The 21,919-nt window shown below is 56.0% G+C and carries 14 protein-coding genes; 9 read left to right on the top strand and 5 right to left on the bottom strand.

Features of this window, described 5'->3' with window-relative positions; translation table 11 throughout:
• The first annotated feature begins 91 nt into the window (after nt 1-91).
• The 8 genes from JMJ16_RS27005 (at nt 92) to JMJ16_RS26970 (ending at nt 7,953) form a co-directional block, all read left to right on the top strand.
• Nucleotides 92-697, top strand: coding sequence for a hypothetical protein (locus JMJ16_RS27005; RefSeq protein ID WP_201380270.1), 606 nt, complete (start codon nt 92-94; stop codon nt 695-697).
• A gap of 434 nt (nt 698-1,131) precedes the next feature.
• Nucleotides 1,132-2,502, top strand: coding sequence for an extracellular solute-binding protein (locus tag JMJ16_RS27000; RefSeq protein WP_201386647.1), 1,371 nt, complete (start codon nt 1,132-1,134; stop codon nt 2,500-2,502).
• 125 nt (nt 2,503-2,627) lie between these two features.
• Entirely contained in the window at nt 2,628-3,584 is a 957-nt protein-coding gene (locus JMJ16_RS26995; RefSeq protein ID WP_201380275.1) for a carbohydrate ABC transporter permease, read from the top strand.
• 13 nt (nt 3,585-3,597) lie between these two features.
• Entirely contained in the window at nt 3,598-4,419 is an 822-nt protein-coding gene (locus JMJ16_RS26990) for a carbohydrate ABC transporter permease (RefSeq protein WP_201386646.1), read from the top strand.
• Between the two features lie 236 nt (nt 4,420-4,655).
• Nucleotides 4,656-5,621, top strand: coding sequence for a class I SAM-dependent methyltransferase (locus JMJ16_RS26985; protein WP_201386644.1), 966 nt, complete (start codon nt 4,656-4,658; stop codon nt 5,619-5,621).
• Nucleotides 5,622-5,650: 29 nt separating this feature from the next.
• Complete coding sequence (locus JMJ16_RS26980) at nt 5,651-6,091, top strand: response regulator (RefSeq protein WP_201386642.1); 441 nt, start codon at nt 5,651-5,653, stop codon at nt 6,089-6,091.
• Between the two features lie 53 nt (nt 6,092-6,144).
• Nucleotides 6,145-7,005, top strand: a complete 861-nt coding sequence (locus JMJ16_RS26975) for a class I SAM-dependent methyltransferase (protein WP_201386640.1) — start codon at nt 6,145-6,147, stop codon at nt 7,003-7,005.
• Nucleotides 7,006-7,212: 207 nt separating this feature from the next.
• A complete protein-coding gene (locus JMJ16_RS26970) occupies nt 7,213-7,953 on the top strand; it encodes an AAA family ATPase (RefSeq protein WP_201386639.1) in 741 nt (246 codons plus the stop codon).
• Between the two features lie 20 nt (nt 7,954-7,973).
• Here JMJ16_RS26970 and JMJ16_RS26965 read toward each other — a convergent pair whose 3' ends face one another.
• Nucleotides 7,974-9,524: a hypothetical protein gene (locus tag JMJ16_RS26965; RefSeq protein ID WP_201386638.1), complete on the bottom strand. Its 1,551-nt coding sequence runs from the start codon at nt 9,522-9,524 to the stop codon at nt 7,974-7,976.
• A 280-nt stretch (nt 9,525-9,804) separates the two neighbouring features.
• Nucleotides 9,805-10,779, bottom strand: a complete 975-nt coding sequence (locus JMJ16_RS26960) for a zinc-binding dehydrogenase (RefSeq protein WP_201386637.1) — start codon at nt 10,777-10,779, stop codon at nt 9,805-9,807.
• A 194-nt stretch (nt 10,780-10,973) separates the two neighbouring features.
• On the opposite strand from JMJ16_RS26960, the gene JMJ16_RS26955 reads away from it, so the two are divergent.
• The gene (locus JMJ16_RS26955) at nt 10,974-11,564 is read left to right on the top strand and encodes a TetR/AcrR family transcriptional regulator (protein WP_201386636.1); all 591 of its coding nucleotides are present in this window, start codon (nt 10,974-10,976) and stop codon (nt 11,562-11,564) included.
• A gap of 36 nt (nt 11,565-11,600) precedes the next feature.
• Here the strand turns inward: JMJ16_RS26955 and JMJ16_RS26950 are convergent, their stop codons facing one another.
• From JMJ16_RS26950 to JMJ16_RS26940, 3 genes are all read right to left on the bottom strand, one after another.
• A complete protein-coding gene (locus JMJ16_RS26950; RefSeq protein WP_201386635.1) occupies nt 11,601-12,359 on the bottom strand; it encodes a thioesterase II family protein in 759 nt (252 codons plus the stop codon).
• 124 nt (nt 12,360-12,483) lie between these two features.
• On the bottom strand, nt 12,484-17,997 hold the full coding sequence (locus JMJ16_RS26945; protein WP_201386634.1) for a non-ribosomal peptide synthetase: 5,514 nt from the start codon (nt 17,995-17,997) through the stop codon (nt 12,484-12,486).
• A 5-nt stretch (nt 17,998-18,002) separates the two neighbouring features.
• Nucleotides 18,003-21,887, bottom strand: a complete 3,885-nt coding sequence (locus JMJ16_RS26940) for a type I polyketide synthase (protein ID WP_201386633.1) — start codon at nt 21,885-21,887, stop codon at nt 18,003-18,005.
• Nucleotides 21,888-21,919 lie beyond the last annotated feature (32 nt).

The following is a 21,919-nucleotide window of genomic DNA, read 5'->3' as shown; positions in this document are numbered from 1 at the left end:
CGCGTTGCGTGTATGGTAAAATGAAGCACGATAAGCGATATCTACGCTCACGTGAGCAGCGTGGCTTACCTATATGAGAGGATGCAATAGCATGCGCGCCCAATCCTGGCCTCCAACCTTCCTGCACCTAAAATATTGCCTCCTCTTGCTACTCATCAGTGCCTTTCTGGTCACTGGCTGCGCGCCAGGCAATGAGATCAGCACCAACACAAGCGCACCAATAGCCACGCCTACCTGGATTCAGACAGGAATGCACAGTACACAGAGTAGTAGCGCAACCTTTCACGTCACAGGCGCCAGGAGCGGCAGCTATACCTGGCAGAGCCATATCTTCACCTCTAAGCTTCGTCACGGCTTGAAGGAGTTTACCATCTTCCTCCAGGACCAGGATCACAGCCTCATCATCGCCTTCTATGGATATGAAGGCGCCAGGACATATACCCTGGAAGGGCCTATCAATGGAGGCGATGTACGCCTGGATTTTGGACACGAAGGAGGAGCCTGGGATCTCCAACTGCAAGCAGGCATTCGCTGCCAGCTGACCATTATACATGATGAGCCTGCCATCCAGCCTAATGTTAATCGTATGCAAGGAAGCTTTAGCTGCCCTCAGCTATCAGCAGTTGGCACGCATACGCAGGAGATCATCGCCATCCCCCAGGCCACATTTGATATCCTGATGATACACGAAAGCTAACGCCGACTACGTCATCACCATGGCTGATTCTCACCATGTTTTATACGATTCCACGACATACTTTCACTCAATACCCTTCAACATTACGACACACTTCAAGCGTTAATATCACTTTGTATTTTCCTGGCACGTCTAGGCCCATTTTGCCTTGACATATATTTAAAGACAACGTTATCATAATACCAACACTAAAGTATATTTGAACGCTTGCTCTCTATAGGTAACTGTCTATTGAGCAGGCACTAGAGCCTCTTCTTTCACATGTTTCGTGCTTAAGAGCACATGCTCACCAGAGAAAGGAGTGTCTATTTTCCTCTACCCATGTGGAGCTTTTCTTCGTCTTCGACGTTTGCCTGTTCCAGAATGTTGCTCCATCATCAAGACAGTGATGTCTTTTCCTTCAATGTTGTCAAGAGGAACAAAGGAGAAAAGTCATGAAGTCTCGCTTCAAAGGACTGAATTTACATCTACTGGTACTCTGTTTATTTCTTGTAGGTCTTATCGCGTTGCCCGCCTGTGGTGGCTCCAGTGATAATGGCAAAACTGTGATCCGTGTCGCCTACCAGCAATTTGGACCTCCTCCCTACTATGAGCAGGAATGGTGGACTCGCGTCAAGCAGCAGGTGGAGGCCGCGAATCCCAAAATTGAGCTGCAACTACAACCCATCATCGCCGATGAGGGCAGCTACTATACAAAACTGGCGCTTCAGCTCCGTTCAAACAATCCCCCCGATATTGTGCGCGAAGATAGCTTCCTCATTAGCTCGGATGTGACCGCTGGCTACCTGGCGCCGCTCGATGACTATATCAACTCATGGCCAGATTATAAGCAACAGTGGTTCCCCAGCATGCAGAAGATTACCACCTTCAATAACAAGAACTATGGCATCATGGATGGCACCGATGTACGCGGCATCTGGTACAACAAAGATATTTTCCAGAAGGCAGGCCTGCCCACCGACTGGCAGCCTAAGACCTGGGCCGATATCCTGACCGCCGCACGTACGATTAAAGCCAAGGTCCCAGGCGTGGTGCCGATAAACCTCTATTCGGGCATCCCCATGGACGAGGCCTCGACCATGCAGGGCTTTGAAATGCTGCTCTACGGCACCAAAGACCCACTCTACAATTACGACACCAACAAATGGATTGCTTCGAGCAAAGGTTTCCAGGATGCGCTAGACTTTGTTAAACAGGTCTACAGTTCATCGAGCTTACTGGGCCCCACCAATGATATCGCCCTTAATACCCAGGCGGCCAATACAGTTGGGCAACAACTCCTCCCACAGGGCAAATTGGCAATCGATATTGATGGCTCATGGCTCCCCGGAAGCTGGCAGAAGGGTGGTGCCGCTGAATGGCCCGCCTGGCAGAAAACGCTAGGGGTTGCCAAGATGCCTACACAAAATGGCGAGGATCCTCAGTATGTCACGCTCTCTGGCGGCTGGGCCTACTCCATCAGCGCCAACTCGAAGCACAAGAGCGATGCATTCAACATTATCAAAACGGCATTCAACAAAGATAACCTGGCCTTCTATGATGTGAAAGCATCTCAGATTACGCCACGCAAAGATGTTGCCGAAGTCGCTGACTATAAGAATCTCCCCCTGTCGGACTTTTTCACCGGCCTGGTTGCCGTTACGCAATTCCGCCCGGGCTTCCCAGCTTATCCCAAGATCTCCGTTGAGATCGACCGGGCCATGCAGAACGTCATGCAGGGCCAAAGCTCCAGCGATGCCATGAACGCTTTTTATAACGCGGTCAAGAGTATTGCGGGCGACGATAAGGTAGAAAAGAGAGGTTAAGCACTTTCAGCACCTGCGGTGCTTCGCCAAGTTTTATGCTGTGGTGGTGAGCTGGCTAAGCCAACTCACCACCACAGCATAAGCCTACAGAGATGGGTAACTATAGTATTTGAGGAGCGGCAACGATGCAGGTAAAAACTCCCGCCGTGTCAGTTGAGGCCACGGCATCCCCACCAAAGCGTGTTGTTACGAGCGCCAATAGAAAGCGATTGCGCACAAGCCTGCTTTTTCTCGCGCCTGCGTTTCTGATTATTCTTATCTTTATGCTCGGCCCTGCCATCTGGGCCGTCTATACCTCGTTTACCAATATGGCCCTGACTGGCGTGGGTGCGCAGGCTCCTCAGTGGGTGGGTCTGCAAAATTTTGTGCGCATCCTGAGTGATGGCGAGTTTCTTAACGCCTTTCGCGTCTCCATTATCTACCTGGTTGGCTCCGCCTTGATTGGCCAGGCACTCCTGGGTCTGCTGCTCGCGCTTATGATGCAGAAGCGAAACCACGTCTTTCGCGCGATCCTGGGCGGAATTATCATTGCCTGCTGGGTTATTCCGGATGTCGTCGCGGGCTTTATCTGGCAGGCATTTCTAGCGGGTGGGCCACAAAGCGTCCTATCACCGGGTTTGCTCAACACGGTGATAGCAAATCTGACGCTGCCACAACATGCCTGGGTACAAGAATATCCCCTGCCAATGATTATTATCGCCAACATCTGGCGAGGGACGGCATTCTCCATGCTACTCTATGCGTCGGCCCTGGAGAGCATTCCTCAAGATATGTATGAAGCGGCGTCTATCGATGGCGCAGGTGTGTGGGCCAAGATTTATCATGTAACACTCCCTCTCATTAAGGGGTCTATCGCAACGGATTTGCTTCTCATTACGCTTGCGACGCTGTCGGACTTTACGCTTGTGTATGTGATGACAGGTGGTGGCACGACTAATAATGAGCTGCTTACCATCTATCAGTATCGCCAGGCCTTCCAGTTCTACCAGATTGGCTATGGCAGCGCTATCGCACTCCTGATCATTATCGTAGGCGCGATCCTCTCGCTCCTCTATATCCGTATCCTACGTATCGACATCTAAAGGAGATCCGAGCATGGTTATCCGCCGTATTATCGTTCCCTCGCTGCTCTACCTGATCCTGACGGTGATAGGACTGTTGTTCTTAATCCCGCTGCTCTGGCCCGTATTTGCCAGTATCAATCCCAACGCGCAATTGACGCTTACGCTTCCTACGGCTCCCAACCTGAGCAATTATATCGATATCATCAGCAATGGCCTCGTCATTCAGCCATTCATGAATAGCCTGATTATGGCCGTCTCAACTATGGTACTGGTCATCCTCCTCTCCGGGCTGGCTGCATATCCCCTCTCGCGTTATCAATTCCCCTTCAAAGCTCAGATCATGTATTTAATTCTCTTCGCCAGTGCGCTGCCAATCCTGGCCCTGGTCACACCGCTGTACGCAATGTACGTTGTGTTGAACCTGCAAGATACACTCCTGGGCTGTATCCTCTTCTTCACCGCTAGCTCGCTCCCCTTCAGTATCTGGCTTATGAAGAACTTTTTGGACTCCGTTCCCCTGGAATTAGAGGAGGCGGCCTGGATTGATGGTGCCTCTATCCTGGGTTCATTCACCCATATTCTCTTGCCACTGGCCGCGCCGGGTATCGCCGTCGTGGGTGTCTGGAGCTTTCTGGGCGCCTGGACAAACTTCTTTGTACCGCTCATTATCCTGCAAAATCAGGACCTCTTACCTGCCTCGGTTCATATCTATACCTTTTTCGGGGCCTATGGACAGGTGAATTATGGACAGCTCGCGGCCTATGCCATGCTGTATGCGCTCCCCGCGGTTCTGCTTTACACCTTTGTTTCGCGCTTCTTTGTCAAGGGCGTGAGTGGGGGTCTCAAAGGCTAAGCCTTTCTCTCAGTATTCTCAGCGCCTGCGGTGCTTCGCTTGGGTAGATAATGATGCGCTGTAAAAATGCCTGCGGCATTTTTACAGCGCATCATTATCTACCCAAGCTTTTTGTAATAAAACCCTTGAAAATAACTTTCCGCTTTTCCTTCTGAGGGATGTATAGACAGTTATAGAGGCAACAAAAAGATGTTCGCCCTCATATAACGATGCGTTAAGAGAGGAAAAGTAGGGATATGCATACACAAGCTTTTATGTACCAGGAGCATGAATACCAGCAACGGCCACAGCGGATCAAAGAGCTGAACCCAGATGGGCCGTCGCCAGTAGACGATGTAGAGATGGCGCGCCAGCTCCTCCAACACTATAAGCTGCGCAATGCCATAGGCGGCCTTCTGCCAAATATTCCGCAACTTGGACGTATACGCCGAGTACTCGATATCGGCAGCGGGAGCGGGGCCTGGGCCATTGACTTAGCAAGCACGCACCCTGATATGCAAGTGATGGGGATCGATAAAAATCCACGCCTGGTAGCCTACGCCAGGCAGCAAGCCCAGGCCAGCCAGATCCATAATGTGACGTTTCAGGTACAAGATATCAACAAGCTCGACGAACAGATCCTGCAACCAGGAAGCTTCGACCTGGTCAATATAGCCTTCTTGAGCGAGTCTCTGCTAGAGGTAACCTATCCAGAACTACTTGAAAAAGTGGCAACCTTCTGTAGCCCTGGTGGACTGCTACGCTGGACCGAAGCGGCTATGCCAACCACCAATAGCTTCGCCTTTGAAGATTTTGCCATGGATATCGGGCGCGCATTGCGTGAGCGCGAATATTCGTTCTATACTGATCCCAAGACGAAGCAGGTGGAGAAAATGGGCGAATGCCTGATGCACTTTGCCTTTCAACGCTTTACAGGCATTACTCACTGCCTCGCCCCCTGGCTACGCGCCATAGGCTATCACAATGTCCATCTACACTCCTATGCCCTAGACATCTCCTATGGCACCAATCTGCACTATAGCTTCGTGCGTCAGGTCAGCGTGTTCTATAAAAAGATCCTTCCCCTCCTGAGCACCTATACCCTCCTGGAGGAGTTCGAGGCCGACTATCTGTATGAAGAACTGATTGAAGACCTCCAGGATAAGGATTTTTGTGGTCTCTGTCATCTCGTGAGCGTGGTAGGCGAGCGGCCCGTCGCTTAAGGGTGGTAGAAGGGAGAGGAGAGAAAAAGATGCAACCTGGCAGAACACACCCTAATCTGATTATGGTCATTGACGACTCCACCATTGTGCGCAAGATTCTCGAGGTCTGCCTCGTGCGTGCAGGCTACGATGTCGTGAGCTTTAGCAATGGCGTGGAGGCTATTCGCTGGCTAGAGAAGAAAGGAAGGTTTGTACCCGCGCTGGTCTTTCTGGACATTGGCCTCCCCATCGTTGATGGCTGTTCGCTTGCCTGCTACTTCAGCAGCCTCCCGATATACAGGCAGATGGCCATTGTGATGCTTACAGCCAGGAACGGCTTATTGAGTCGGATCATGGCTCGTATCTCAGGCGCACGAGCATATATTACCAAGCCATTCACCACACATGACATCCTACAAACAACACGCACCTGCCTGCGCCAGGCAGGGCACCGTGACGCACCAGGACAGGTCCTGGCGGTCAGAAGATAAAAATAAAGAGACACTATAACAAGGGCAGAGAAGAGTTGCGGATGGAGGATGAGATGCAAACCCCACAGGGAGAAGGAAACCAGCACCGGGCGGTACATACTCTTGTCACCAATACCATCTGGATTATCCTGCAAACCTATGTGCATGTGCTCCTGCAATATCATATGCAAGGCTTGCTTCCAGGACTGATTGACGATCAAAAGTGCCAAAACATACTAGATATGCTCTGTGGCGCAGGACGCTGGGTGCTCGACCTGGCCCATAGCGATCCCGGCCTTCAAGTTGAGGGAATTGAAAGTAACAAAGGGCTTTATCAGTATGCCCTGGCGGGTCGCACAGTTCAGCGGCGCGAGAATGCTCACTTCATCAATGGATCGCCAGCCCACATACGAACTCGGAGGGGCCATTTCTATGACCTGGTGCATCTGCGCTTCGCTAGCTTGCGTTGCCAGGAAGAGGAGCTTCTCGCCATGCTGCGCGAAGGCTTGAGAATAGGCAAAGGCCAGATCTGCTGGATTGAAGCCGGAGAGCTTGAGACGCCACATAGCGCCTGCACGCGTTGGTATTCCTTACTACGCACACTGCTCCAGCGAGAGGGGCGCCATCTCTGCACTGGGGCGCAAATGGTGAGGCATCTGCACGAGGCAGGCTGGCGTGACGTACAACACCAGGCAAGCATTATTGACCTTTCCGCGGGAACACCAGGGTATCACCTATTCGCACGAGATTGGCATTGGATGGCGCTCTATCTCGCGCCCCTGGCCCAGCACTGGAACCTGGCCACCCGGGAAGAGCTGGCGCAATGGCATCGCGACCTCACAATCGAACTCCTCTCGCCACAGTTCCAGGCACGCTGGACGCTGCATACTGTCATCGGAAAAGTACCGCTCAAACGTGATATAAGTGGAACATAGCAAGAGGAACCTAGCCCCCTCCATAACGAAGAGGAAGCACAATTAGCCAAAAAGATATAATCAAAGAGAACATAGAATAGTAAGAAGTTTTACGATAGATACATGCTTATGTAGGAACGCGCCCTTGTAGGTTAGAACAATCGGAGTTACATCGTCGCGAAATGCTTGTCAAACAAAGAGTAGCTCGTTAAGAAAGAAGCCGAACATATGCCAGAGAATCATTCCGAGATCGCACAGATGCGTGCCATCACCATTTCGCGTGAGTATGGTAGCGGAGGTGGTGAGGTGGCGCAGCGCCTGGCGCAGCGCCTGGGCTGGGAGCTGGTAGACCATGAGATCGTGGTCCGCGTCGCACAGGAACTCAATATCACAGAGATGGAGGCAGAGGAGCATGATGAGCGAGGCGAGTCACTCGTTAATTATCTCATCAGCAGTATGCGTGTCTTACAGCCTGCGATGTTTACGCTGGAGCCACAACCCGTACTCACCAATACACGGATCTATCACGAAGCACTCACAAAGGTCGTCGAGGCGGCCATAGCACGTGGGCATGTCATCATCGTCGGACGAGGATCGCAGGTGCTCCTGGCGGGCAGACGTGATGTATTCCATGCGCGGATCGTCGCGCCATTTGATCTGCGCGTCCAATATGTGATGCAACGCGAAGGGCTAGGGAAGGGCGATGCCGAGGCACGCATCCAGATGAAAGACCATGATCGCGAGCGCTACTTACAAACGCAGTATCGACGCAATCCAGATGATCCTGCCCTGTACGACCTGGTCATCAATAGCGGTATACTCGACCTGGATACGGTAACGGACCTTATCACCCTGGGGGTCGAGCGTAAAGCTAAGCGACTCCATATCCCAACCAACGAGCTTGGGCCAAAAGCAGGCTTAACTCGCTATCCAGGCCAGCCTGGTGATATTCGTCCCCCCACGAGCTAATAGCTTACGGGATGATCAGCCTACACGTTCCAGAGTGGCTCGCTGACCAGGCGGCACCGCTCCAGGTGCCGTGTGGCGCATTCGCGACAGGAGCGGTTAGTGCGCTTATAGGACTCGCCAGATGCGCTCATTTCACAGGCTTCTGCTTCCTCCGCCCACGTATGCGCCTCGACATGCTCGCGCAACTGGCGCCAATGAGTGGAGGAGAGCCGGGGGAAGAGCGAGCGCAAGACCGAGAGCGAGGGCCATCCGCTACGAAGTCTGGGCAGCATGTATTCCAATTCCCTCCAGGCACGCGCGGAGAGATAAAAGTACGTCAGGCCATATCCCTTGCCACGTAACGGCAAGAACGTACCCGCGAGGCGCGAGCGCGCAAACTGGCGCAGACGTTCAAGAAAGCCCGGAGCCACGCCAGCATACCCTTGAGTCAATGGGAAGCGCCAGTAGAAGGATTCACCAGCGCACTCAAACTCGATCAGGGCCTCGTCAGCCAGGAAGAAGGTGCTTACCTGTTCAGGCTCCCATTCACCACTCGTGACACGCGCCAGGTGGAGCAGCAAGCGCGTATAATCCTCTTCACGATACTGGTAGTGGCGTTTGAGGGTCACATAACGCTGGGGAAGCAACACAGCCAGGATATCAAAGAGGCAGCTCTTCGCGGTCGCCTGCTCTAGCCGAGGCACAGAGATATGCTTGAGCAGGCCATGCGAGTGCAGGGTCGCGGCGAGATGAGCAACCGTGATACTCTCGCCCGGAGCGATTGCCAGGTGTTGCTCGGCCTCGTTCCAGACAGGCACATAGTCCCAGGAGAATGGCTCAGGCAGAAGCAGGACACCACCGTCCTCCAACGGCTCAAGGTGCCAGGCTGGCGTCATCAAGATGTGCTCACGGCCATAGTGCGCCACCAGCTCTGGCCCAAGCATATTAGCCAGGGAGAGGAAACGCAGATGCCCCGCGACAGCGTCATTGCGCAAGACGGCATCGAGCGCGGTCCGTTCCTCTACGTGCTCGGGATCAATATCCATAGCCCAGGCAAAGCCTGGACGATCAAAGTCCAGATCGTGCACCCAGCCATAAATGGGGTGGAGATGCTGATAGAGAGCCTTGAGCGCCGCAATCCAGAGCGCATGCATACGCGCGCTCTCCTCGCCATGCGCGGCAGTCAAGTATTCAGGCTCAATACTCAACAATACCAGGGGTGTTCCCGTTGGCCCACCCGGCATAAAATCGATATCAAAGGAGAAGAGGTGCTCACCGTGATAGGCACGGCAGACCAGGTGCGGCTCGCGCAGGGTATGATAGAGAGCCAGTTCGCAGCGCAACTGGGCAGAGAGTCCGCTCTGGCGCAAGTGCAATAAGAGCCGCTGACGCTCGGCAGGCAGAGTATCGAGGCGGGACGGGCGAGCAGACATGGTGCTCCACCAGACACGAAATGAGGGTTCAAACTCCTCTTCGGCCACGAGGTAGTAGCCCTGCTCCGTCAGAGCCGTAAAGAGGGTCTGAAGCACCTCAAAGTCATAGAGCATCTCTGTCTCGCGCACATAGCAACGCAGCGTCAGTGGTGATTTCATGGGTCAACTTCCTTTGCCTCGCGCTTTTGCTGGTTCATTGTAAAACTGGCTAAGATCTTATTCCGAAACCCAACGTCACTTGCGTGCCTAGCGCTTCCCCCATTTGGGGACAAGCGCGCTCAGGGGTTTCGGATCAGAAGTACTAGAAAACAAAACTTACCCTGACTATTCTTTTTGGCGAGGAAGAAAGCGGTTGCCTATCTCATACTGGGTAATAACAACTCACGTGCGAGATCTGTTACCAGGCCCGCGCGAAGTCGTGGGCCTGGTAGCACACTCATCAAGGGATGAGCAAGACTTTGCCAGTTGTCTGGCGGGCTTCAATGGCGGCATGGGCCTCAGCGGCACGCTCCAGAGGGTAGGTTTGGCCTATTACGGCGGTCAGTCGCCCAGCCTCGGCCTCAGCCAGCGCGATCTCGGCGTCGACCCGTGCTTCGTGTGGAGGCTTGGCAAACGCTATTGTAAGAGGCGCGATGACGGTGATACCCCGTGCTGCCAGTTCTCGGGTCTCGATCTGGGTCCAGGCACCAGAAGAGAACCCATAGACTCCTAACCGACCGCTCCCCTTGGCCGTGGCCTCGAATGCCTGGTGTCCAATGCTTCCCCCAACCCCATCCAGCACGAGATCAGCGCCTTTGCCATCCGTGGCTTTGCGCACCTGCTCCACCCAGTCGTCCTCACTGTAGTCTATGGCGACGTCAGCTCCAAGCTGAGTGATAAGATCGAGTTTCTTCTTGCCGTGCGCCGCACCAATCACAGTACCCGCACCAGCGGCTCTGGCCTGTTGGACTAACTGCGAACCAAGGCTGCCCGCCGCCGCAGTGATCAACACAACTTCGCCTGGTGTGATATTGACCGCCTTGATCAGGCCGACAGCTGTTTGCCCCGACAGAAACACTCCGACCGCCTGCTCAATTGACAGCCCTGTCGGAATGTGGAAGATATCGGTAGCATCGACGACCGCCTGCTCCGCATAGCCACCAGTATTGTTTTTGGTGCGTGCAACGACGAGTTTTCCCACCAACGACTGGTCGCCATCTGAGCCGACTCCACTCACCCGGCCAGCAACCTCCAATCCAGGTACCAACGGGAGTGGTAAAGGATACTTTCCAGAGCGAATAATGGTATCTCCGAAGCAAACTCCAGCCACCTGTACATCAATAACGACCTGGTTTGGTCCAACCTGTGGCTCTTCTTTCTCTTCGACCTTTAAGACTTCCGGTGAGCCAAATTGATGGATTTGTATAATACGCATGCGAAATCTCCTTGCTGGATACGCTCATGTACTCTCTCATTGGGACAATCTGTCCCACATTTTGACGAGCATCTCAGTTCATGACAAAATGATCAAGAAAGGACAGTCTGTCCTTTCCCAAGTGTAGCCTGATCGAAAGCTGGAAACAAGAAACAATCTGGGAGATGTGTCTTAGACAGGACAGGGAGCGCAAAATGACTCAGAACTCCAATGATTTGCGTGCGAGACGCACGCGAAAGCTGCTGCGAGATGCCTTGCTTGAGTTAATTGAAGAACGTGGTTTTGATGCACTGACCGTGGAAGAGTTGGCTTCACGTGCCATGGTGAGTCGGTCTGCGTTCTACCGGTATTATCAGGATAAATACGACCTGGTGGAGCAGATCTTTGAGGAAGCTATGAGTGCCTTGCTCAACGCAGTTGGAGAGATGGAGCCAGAACGTCCCCCACAGGTCTGGGTGAAGTTCTTCGAGCACATCGCTCAATACGAACGATTCTATCGAGCGCTGCTTGGCAGGAAGGGAAGCACCTGGTTTGTGAGAAAGATGCGTGAGTCTCTGGCAGACATGGTTAAAGAACATGGGCGCATTCCCAGCAGACCGTCTGCGACAAATCACCCCGCCTACACATTCTCAGATGAGTTTGTGCCAGACCTGGTATCCACTATGTTTGTGGAAGCCATCACCTGGTGGCTTGAGCAGGGAAGACCTTACGCACCCAAAGAGATCGCCACACGCTGCGCGCTGCTTGCCTCCGCACTCTTCAAGGAAGCGAGCACCTGGCAATGACCACCTGATCACGAGAACGCTTTCCATAAGACATAATTATGCGAGGCTGGCCAGGAGGTCCTGGGCCAGGAGGGGCAAGAGGAGGTCCTGGGCGGAATGCAGGTAGAAGTGATTGCCGGGAAGCTGACGCACAGTACACGAGGCGCTGGTATATGACCGCCAGCCCTCTAATTCTTCGCGGCTGACCAGCGTATCCTGCACACCACCATAGACGACAATGGGGCAGATCAGGGGGATAGAGGGGGTGTGAGTATAGGTTTCGTAGAGGGTAAAATCCGCACGCAGGGTCGGCAACATTAAACGCATCAGTTCCGCGTTCTGGAGCACGGCCAGGGGCGTTCCCCCCAGGCGATAGAGCGAACGCAGGAACCCAGGCAGTGGCTGCGTGTGCAGCGGTTCCTGACGCGCTGGGAGATGGGGAGCTTTTATCGCTGAGAGGCAGAGAGCACGTGGTAGGGGCAAGCTCTGTTCTTGAAGCGAGCGCGCCAACACATATGCGATCAAGCCACCCATGCTATGCCCAAAAAAGGCAAAGGGCTCATGCAAATAAGGCTGCATGACTTCAATGAGTGTCGCGACAAGCTGCTCCAGCGAGATAAACGCTGGCTCCACGATGCGTTGCTCACGTCCAGGAAGGTAAACTGGGCAGAGCGCAACCTCACGTGGCAGAGATGTAGACCAACGCCGGTAGAAGGCCACACCACCACCAGCATAGGGAAAACAGAAGAGGCGCAGGCGCGTCTCAGTATCCTGCGTACAGATAATCCAGGAAGAAGTTTCGATATTAGAAGCCATACTCCATCCTCAAACAACAATGCTTCTCGCGCCTGTGGCGCTCGCCTGGGTAAGGGGATGTGGCGGGTGGGGCAGCCGTAGGCTGCCCCACCCGCCACATCCCCTTACCCAGGCTGGTATGGGCTTAGAAATAATACGTAGCGCAACCAACCTGAATGCCAGCGCCAACTGAGATGATCAGGCCGATATCGCCCGGGCGTGCCAGGTTCTGCTGGCGCGCCTGCTCAAGCGCGTAGGGAAGCGACGAGGTAAAGAGATCGTGCTCCGCCTGCACATCGACCAGTTTCTCGGCGCTTACATTCAGTGTCTTGCCCAGGTCGGCAATAAACTGGGACGAGATCTGGGGCGGCAGGATAACCTTTACCCGCTCCAGGTCCAGTTGCTCAAGCGCCAGAAGCTCCTGCACCGTCTCCTGAATACATTGCAGGTAGTATTCCTGGAGGCGGGGATCGGTCGCGACAGAGAGCGTCATCTTACCGTTGTGCAGTTCGGTATGGGAATTGATGGCTCCAAGATAATCCGTAAAGTACTTGAAGACAAAGTTCCCAAACCCCGTCTGTCCATCGGCACTCTCGGCCAGGATCATGGCCGAGCCGGTCTCCTCGATGCCACGCAACACATCTGGCCGGTACTCGCGATTATTTTCGATCTCGGAGGCCATGACCAGCGCGTTGTTGACCTTCTGGGCCTTGATCATACCAATCGCAGTATGGCAGGCATTCAACAGGCCAATCGAGCCATTGAAGACGTCGAAGACAAAGGTCTTCTTATCTGTCACCTTCTCGATCTCCTCGTTGATCTTCAGGTCACCCTGGCTCAATGCGGCTATCGCAGGCTCACTTAAGAACTCGTCGCGATAGACACCGGCATAGATCATCAGGTCGATATCCTTGCGGTCATATGAGGAGGCGGCCAGGCAGTTCTCGGCAGCGGCATTAACCAGGGCCAACGCCTCTTTTTTCACAGGAGACTGAGCTGGCAGCGTACCAATGCTCTCCACACGCACGCGTCGCGTTGGTGGCAGGAGAGGAACGGTATGACGCTGTTCAGATGGAACCTTCTGCACCTTCTCGCCCGCGTCGACACGGCGCATGCGCTCAGGCAGGTTATCGAAGGTATAAATGGCGGCTCCGATGGTCGCACCAGAGCCGGTAATACCCAGGACCGCGTTATCGCCTGACTGAATACGACCCGAACGAATATGGTCAGCGATGGCAATCATCTGCGTCGTGGTCGCGGTATTCCCACGCTCGGCGATGTTGTTGATTACATTCTCCTGCGTGCAGATCTCCTTACCGAAGTGGCTATTGATCTCGCGCGCTGCATCGCGAATCGTCGTGCTGGAGGTCTGGTGAATAATCACATGCTGGAAGGAATCGCTGGGCCAGCCGGAGCTTGCGATGACGTTCGCCGCGTGAGCCACCGCATGTTTCATGTTGACCGCCGAGACCTTGACGGCATCGGTATACATGATCGAGCCACCATGCTCGCGATCTGTTACCTTACCGATACAGTCACGGCTGTAATGACCCAGAGAGAACATGTCGAACTCGTGGAAGCCCACCTTCTGGTTGGGAGCGCGCTCCAGGAGGACCGCCGCGCCAGCGTCACCAACCGTCAGGCAGGGGAGGCGCGAGTCCATAAAGCTCTCCAGTTCCTTCTGAGCGGTCAGCGCGATATGCGTGATATACTCACCGCTTACGGCGATACCGCGCCGGATCAGACCAGCCTTGAGGAAGGAATCGACAATATTGATAGCGGTGAAGAGACCCGTGCAGGCGTTGTCGATATCAAAGGCGATGGCGTTCTTCAGGCCAAAGTGATGTTTCAAACGTATCGCAGTGCTTGGCTCAAAGGAGAAACTGAAGTTTGGGGCATCGCAGCGCGATATGCTCCCACTGACGATCATATCGATATCTTCAGGATTGTACTTCGAGCGTTCAAGGCAATCTGCCACGGCCTGGCGCGCAATATCAATCGAGAACTCAGTTTCGCCCGCCATGCGGCGCGACTTAATACCGGTCAGGCGCGCAAAGGGGAAGCGAATGGGATTGACGCAGCCCTGGATCATCTCGTCCGAGGTGACGACCTTGGGCGGCAGGTAGGTACCCAGGCTCTCGATTACTGTATTCATCAGCAGCATCGGCGAGGCCTCAGCCTGGGCTGGCTTCGGTTCCGGCTGCGTTGGTATCATAGGCTCCTCTACAGCAGGAAGCTCGACCTCGGCAGTGGCTTGAACCGTGGTTTCAGATGGTGCAGTTGTCTGTGAAGTAGGCGCACTCCCCAGGACGCTGGCGAGTTCAGCGATGGTCTGAAACTCGAAGAGCTTCTCCAGGGGCAGATCAATGCCAGCCTCTTTGGCCCTGGCGACAATCTCCAGGCTCTGGATGGAGGCTCCACCCAGGTCGAAGTAGTTGTCGTGGATACCGACACGACTCAGCCCCAGCACCTCAGTCCAGATCTCCGCCAGCTTCTGCTCCGTTGCGTTACGGGGCGCGACGAACTGCTCTTCCAGTTCAGGGCGCTCGCTATTGGGCGCGGGCAGGGCCTTGCGGTCCACCTTACCATTTGGTGTCAGCGGCAAGGCGCTCAGGAAGAGGAAGGCCGAGGGAACCATGTAGGATGGCAGGTGCTGACCCAGGAAGGTGCGCAGTTCCTCAAGCGTAAGGCCTGCCTCCTGAGGTGAGAGCAGAAGTGAGTCGCTCACAGCAGGGATATGCTCACTCACCTGCTCGGGGACGAGATAGGCCACGAGGCGCTTATTTCCAGGCATATCCTCGCGTGCGATGACAATGGCCTCTTTCACGTTTGGATGCTGGCTTAGCGCGGCCTCGATCTCGCCCAGTTCGATACGGAAGCCCCGGACCTTGACCTGGTGATCGATACGACCCAGGAACTCGATCACGCCATCCGGGCGATAACGCGCAAGGTCGCCTGAGCGGAAGAGGCGCGCACCCTCAGACGTGCTGAATGGATCGGGAATAAACTTCTCGCGGTTCAACTCGGGGCGCTGGTGATAGCCGCGTGCGACGCCTACACCACCGATGTATAGCTCGCCTGAGACACCTACAGGGACAGGCTGCTGGGCCTCGTCCAGGATATAGATCTGTGTGTTGACAATGGGGCGGCCAATTGGAATTATCGTTTCCTTGCTGCCGGGCTGGCAGGCCCAGTAGGTCACATCAATCGCGGCCTCGGTTGGGCCGTAGAGGTTATGCAGTTGGGACTTGAGGCGAGCAAAGAAGCGCTCCTGTAGATCAGAGGTCAGGGCCTCGCCGCTACAGATGACACGCTTAAGGCTTTGACAACGCACCTCTAGATCAGGCTCCAACAAGAAGGCATGTAGCATCGAGGGCACAAAGTGCAGCGTGCTAATGCGCTGCTCCTGAATGAGCTTCGCCAGGTAGGCCGCATCCGATTGCCCGCCGGGGCGAGCCATGACGAGGGTAGCCCCGCTGATCAGGGGCCAGAAGAACTCCCAGACCGAGACATCAAAGCTGAAGGGTGTCTTTTGCAGCACACGATCCTCAGCAGTCAGACGATACTCCTGCTGCATCCAGTGCAGGCGGTTGCAGACGCCACGATGCGTGTTCATAACGCCCTTGGGCCAGCCCGTCGAGCCAGAGGTATAGATCATGTAGATGAGGTTTTCTGGGCGAAGAACGGGCGTGAGGTTATCCAGCTCGCCGCCGTTGCCCGCGCCCCAGTTGGCATCTAGTGTAAGCACCCGAGCACTATGTTGCGGCAGTTGCTCAAGCAGAGCCGATTGTGTCAGCAGGACTGACACGGCGGCATCCTCAAGCATGTAGGCCAGGCGCTCCTGTGGATAGGCGGGATCCATCGGGACATAGGCTCCCCCAGCCTTCAGCACCCCCAACAAGGCCACGACCATCTCGACGGAGCGCTCCATGCAGACGCCGACCAGGGTATCGGGTTTGACACCACGCGAGCGTAGTTCACGTGCCAGCAGGTTCGCGCGTCGGTTCAGCTCACGATAGGTCAATGAGCTGCCTTCATAAGCCAGCGCCTCGGCATTGGGGGTGCGCTGAGCCTGCTCTTCAAAGAGTTGGGGAATGCTGGCTTGCTCTGGATAGATGGCCTCGGTCGCGTTCCACTCAACCAGGACCTGGTGCTTCTCCGCCTCGGTCAGCAGCGGAAGCGAGAGGATAGGCTGCTCAGGCTGAGCCACGATACCCTCCAACAGCACCAGCAAGTGTCCGCCCATGCGCTCGATCGTCGTATCATCGAAGAGATCGATGTTGTAGCGGAAATCGGCCGAGAGGCCACCATCCATCTCAAAGATGGTCAGGGTCAGGTCAAAGGGTGCGCCCTGCTGACCCATGACATACGGCTCAAGCTTGAGCGCGGGCAGGGCGATCGCATGATGTCCATTCGCGCCATTATGCGCATGGGAGCCATTTTGCCCATTGTTGCTCATCTGACTCAGGAGGGCCAGTTCACTCTCGTCGCGCTTGCGAGGGCGGTCCCAGATGAAGAGCGACTGGAAGATCGGCGAGTAGCTGGGATCACGTCTGGGCTGCAACCGCTCAACGATGACCGGGAAGGGGAGATCCTGGTGCTCCAGGGCCTCGGTAACAGTCTCGCGCACCCGGTTCAGCAGCTCTTTAAAGCTGGGGTTGCCCGCCAGGCTGGTGCGCAAAGCGGCTGGATTGACCAGGTAGCCGACGATCTTCTCCAGATCGGCGCGGCTACGACCGAGCATGGGCGTCCCCACCAGCACATCATCCTGGTGACTATAACGATAGAGTAGAGTCTTAAAGGCCGCCAGTACGATCATAAAGAGCGTAGCCTTCTCAGACTGGGCCAGGGCGCGTAACTTGCGCGTCAGGTCAGCGCTGAAGGAGAAGCTATGCGAGGCGCCACGATAGGTCTGCACCGGTGGGCGGGGGCGATCCAAAGGCAGGTTCAGCAGTGGTAGCTCGCCTGCCAGCTTCTCCTGCCAGTAGGACCAGAGGCGCTCGCCCTCTGGGCTCTTCGCCAGCTCGGACTGCCAGCGGACATACTCCGTAAAAGCAGGACCTGCGGCGGGAAGCGCCGCCTGTGAACCCGCGACCCGCGTGGCATAGAGGAGATAGAGTTCATCAATCAGAATATCAAGCGACCAGAAGTCCAGCGCAATATGATGCACGGTGAGCGCCAGGATATGCTCCTGGGGGGCGCGCTGGAAGAGCTGAATACGCATGATAGGCCCCTTCTCCAGATTGAAGGGACGATTGCCTTCTACGAGGAGGCGCTGCTTGAGCGCCTCTTCAGACCAGGAGGAGGCATCGATGCGCTCGATGGGAATCTCCTGCTGGCGCTGGAAATACTGAACAGGCTCGCCCTCCCTGGTGGCATAGGTCGCGGTCAGGATCGGGTAGCGACGCGCCAGCTCCTGGAAGGCGGATTGTAGTGCCTGGATATCTAACGCAGCTTGAATGCGCGCGGAGTAGAGCAGATTATAGGCAGCGCTTTCGGGAGCGAGGCGATAGAGGAACCAGAGGGCACGCTGTCCCTGGGACAACGTGACCCACTCTGGCTCGACCTTCGCCGCAGCTTTTTCACGGAGCAGGCGCTCCAGAAGCGCTCGTTTCTGTTCGGGAGAAAGACCTGCAAGTTTCTTGGACGCTTCACTCATTCGTTTTATTCCTCTCCCTGTACCATTTGTTTGAGCAAGGAGTCTATTTGGTCTTCGGGCAACTGATCGAGCTGAGTCAGGAGCACGGCCGCCTCCTGAGGACTCATCTTACCAGCATCCTGAGCCTGGGCTGCGGCTGGTTGCTCACCCTGTTCCGCAAGCATTTGTTGCAGCAAGGCATCTACATCCTGATCGGAGAGCTCGTCGAGCTGATCCAGCAACTGCTGAGCCTGGTCCTGGTTGAGCGCCTCCTCCGGCTGAGAAGGTGCTTCCACAGCTACCGTGGTCACAGTGGGTAACTGCTCAAGGAGCTGGCTCGCGAACTGCGCGATGCTTGGCCCCTGGAGGAATGTGACAATCGGAACGCGCACCCCCAGCGCCTGCTCAATACGGTTCTTCAGTTCAATAGCCATCAGCGAGTCCAGGCCTAGGGTTGTGAGTGGCTGATCGCTATCCAGACGCTCGGCCGGAACACGCAGCACAGCCGCGACCTGCTCGCTGAGATACTGCTCTAGCAACGACAGGCGCTCAGAGCCAGTGGCACGCAGGATGGCATCAATCCCACTCCCCGTTGATGTCGGCGTCCGCGATGCTAGCTGCTCGCTTGTATTCTCAACAAGGTAGGAGACCAGCGGTAGGGCCGCAATCTGAGGATAGAACTCACGCAAGAGTTGCCAGTCGAGCTTTAGCACGCCAACCTGGGCGGCCTGTTGCGGGATGAGCAGTTCGAGGGCGGCCAGGACATCACGAGGCGAGATACGCTGAATGCCATGGCTCTCCCAGTACTCATGCACGCGCTGGCCTTCGGCGGTCGCGCCAAAGCCAATCTCGGAGACTGCGCCCCAGTCGATACTGATAGCGGGCAGGCCCTGTGCGCGCTGGTAATGCGCCAGGCTATCCATAAAGGCGCCCGCCGCCGCGTAGTTACCCTGAGCTGCGGAGCCGAAGAGCGAGGCACCCGACGAGAACGAGACAAAGAAGTCCAGGCGGCTCTCCTGAAAGAGTGTATGCAGGAGCCAGCTCCCGATGACCTTGGGGCGGAAGACCGCGTCCAGGGCGGATGCATCCAGGTTGATCAGCGGTTTGACCAGGGGCTGTCCCTGCGCATCCTGCCAGACAGAGGCGGCATGCAGAATACCCTTGATGGGAGGATGGCCCTGGCGCATGTGATCGGCCAGGAAGGCACGAAGCTGCGCCTCGTCCGTCACGTCGAGCTGAACACAGTGAATCGTCACGCCCTCGGCCTCTAGCTCGCGAATACCGCGAACGAGGCTCGCCAGGCGATCCGTAGCCGGGATGCGATCCCATTCGGAGCGCGGCGGTACCTGGGTGCGCCCAGCGAGAATAAGCGAACGTGCGCCCTTCTGTGCCAGCCAGCGCGCAACCTCAAAGCCCAGGCCCCAGAGGCCTCCAGTCACCAGATAGCTACCCTGCGCTCGAATATGCAGGTCGCGCGCGACAAAGTCGTGGCTATGCACCATGCGCGCGACATAGCGCTCGCCCTGGCGGAAGGCCACCTGGTCCTCGCGACTGGTGTCAAGCAGGCTCGCATAGAGCTGCTGCGCGCCCTCCTCAATGCCTTCCTGGCTAGAGAGGTCGATAAGCGCCCCCCAGATCTCGGGATGCTCCATCGCGCAGGTGCGCCCCAGGCCCCAGAGCGGAGACTGCGCCACGGCCAGCGAGGCATTATCGGAGGTCACGGCCTGAGCATCGCGCGTGACCAGCCAGAGGCGCGGGAGATGTGCGCTCGTATTCTGTGCCAGGGATTGCATCACACCCAACGCGGAGGTCGTGCTCAGCGCGAGATCGCGCTCAAGCGTCTGCGCAGTCGTCTGCTCGCTTGGCATCGAGTCTAGACTCCAGAGATGCACTACGCCCCGCAGCGGGGTCGCAAAGGTCTCTTGAACGCGGCTGATAACTCGCTGTACATCGTTCAATTGCGCGGGTTGAATCTGGTAACGGCCCGAGCCAAGCTCGCCATAGTGGCTTCCCACCTGGACAAGCGCGCACTGTTGGCCACGCGCTTGCAAGTATTGTGCCAGGCGTTGACCCACGCCCTGGCAATCCGCGAAGATCAACCAGGTGCCAGAGCGCCCCTCAGGCCAATTTGTCTGCTCGCCAGGAGCAAAGCTCTGCTTCTCCCAGCGCAACTCATACAGCCAGGAGGAGAGATCAACCTCGGGCGCGGGTGGTGCCAAAGGTGTCGAGCGCTGGAGCTGGATACCCCTTGCCTCGATCAGCAGACGTCCATCCTCGGAGAAGACACGTACATTGCCCTCCAGGGTTGTCGCATCCGGGCGAATCTGCTGATCCAGGGTCGCATGGCTCCAGACAAACTTGCCGGGACGTTCATGCATCTTGAAGCTCTGCAAGCCAACGGGAAGGTATAGCGTGCCCTCGCCCGCACCCAGAGACTGGGGAAGAGCGGAGGTAAGGACCTGGAGACACGAATCGAGCAGGGCAGGATGCACCTGGTAGCGCTCACGCTCTAACTCGAAGGCAGGCGAGAGGCTGACACACCCCAATGCCTCGCCATCGCGCCGCCAGAGCTGCCGAATGCTGCGATAGTCTTCATTTAGCTCGATACCATGCTGCTCCAGGCGCTGATAGAAGGCATCAAGCGCGACCTCCTCCTGACAGCGCTGCTGAACTGCCTGCAAGCTCTCATCGCTTGCCTCGGTATATGCCGCACCATGATGACCATTCGGCTGTGATTTGCCATTAAAAGCATGCCCATTGCTTTGCGCAGGCATGGAAGGCGCAAAGCAATCAAGAGTGTATGAGCTGGGCTCGGGCTCTGGCCCTTGAGGCTCTTCCTCGGCGCTGAGCTCACGCAGGCGATTGAGATGAGACATGCTCGCCATTACGACTTCGGTCTCTATACCAAAATCGAGTTGACAGGCAATCTCGTTGACCCCTACCGCCCGCAATTGGCGCACCAGGGGGAGACAGCTCTCGGGCGTGCCGAAGAGCACACGCTGCGTCGAGATCATGCGCTCAAAGACAAAGCTCAGATACTCGTTGACGTCCTCCTCAGAGAGCGTCGCCAGGTCAACCTTCTGCCCACGACTATAGGCAACGGCGTTCAGGAGATAGGCCGCCGAGCGCAAATAATCGCAGAAGGGACCCTTGGCCAGGTCATTGACGGCCTGCTCGCTCTCCGCGATGAAGGTATGCAGCATGACCGAGACCTGCCCGGTCTGCGGGTCATAGCCATGAGCGGCGCGCGCGTCGCGATAGATCTTGATCTTCTCGCCCAGCTCCTCGACGCTCTGGTTATACATATGCGTCAGGAGATTGGCGCCGATTTCGCCCGCTTTAGCGAAGGTTTTAGGATTGCCCGCGGCGGTCACCCAGATAGGAATCTCGGGCTGGATAGGCGTGGGATAGGTGCGAATATCGACCATCTTGCCATCGCCACCCTTGACCTGCACGGACTCGCCGCGCCAGAGCTTACGCACCGTCTCGATGCCTTCGTACATCACCTCGTTGCGCCGCTCATAATGATCGGGGAAGAGTGCGAAGTCATTAGGATGCCAGCCCGAGGCGATGGAGAGGCCCACACGACCCCCAGAAAGATTGTCGACCATCGCCCACTCCTCAGCGACGCGGAGTGGATTGTGCAGCGGCAGCACGACGCTCCCGGCGCGCAGTTGAATCTGCCGGGTCTCACGCGCTAATGCCGCCTGTAAGATGGCGGGATTGGGATACAGCCAGCCATCACGGGTGAAGTGCCGCTCGGGGATCCACACCGATGAGAAGTCGTGGCTGTCCGCATATTTTGTGCTTTCGATAACCAGGCGGTATTTGTCGTGGTCATGGGTCGTCTCGCTACTAGCAAAGAAGATGAGACCAAACGTAATCCCCTGGTTGTGACTCTGTCTATTCATAAGCGCCACATTATCCTTTAAAGAAAAAGGAG

It is taken from the genome of Ktedonobacter sp. SOSP1-52 (assembly GCF_016587395.1).
This window is presented reverse-complemented; position numbering and strand designations above follow the sequence as displayed.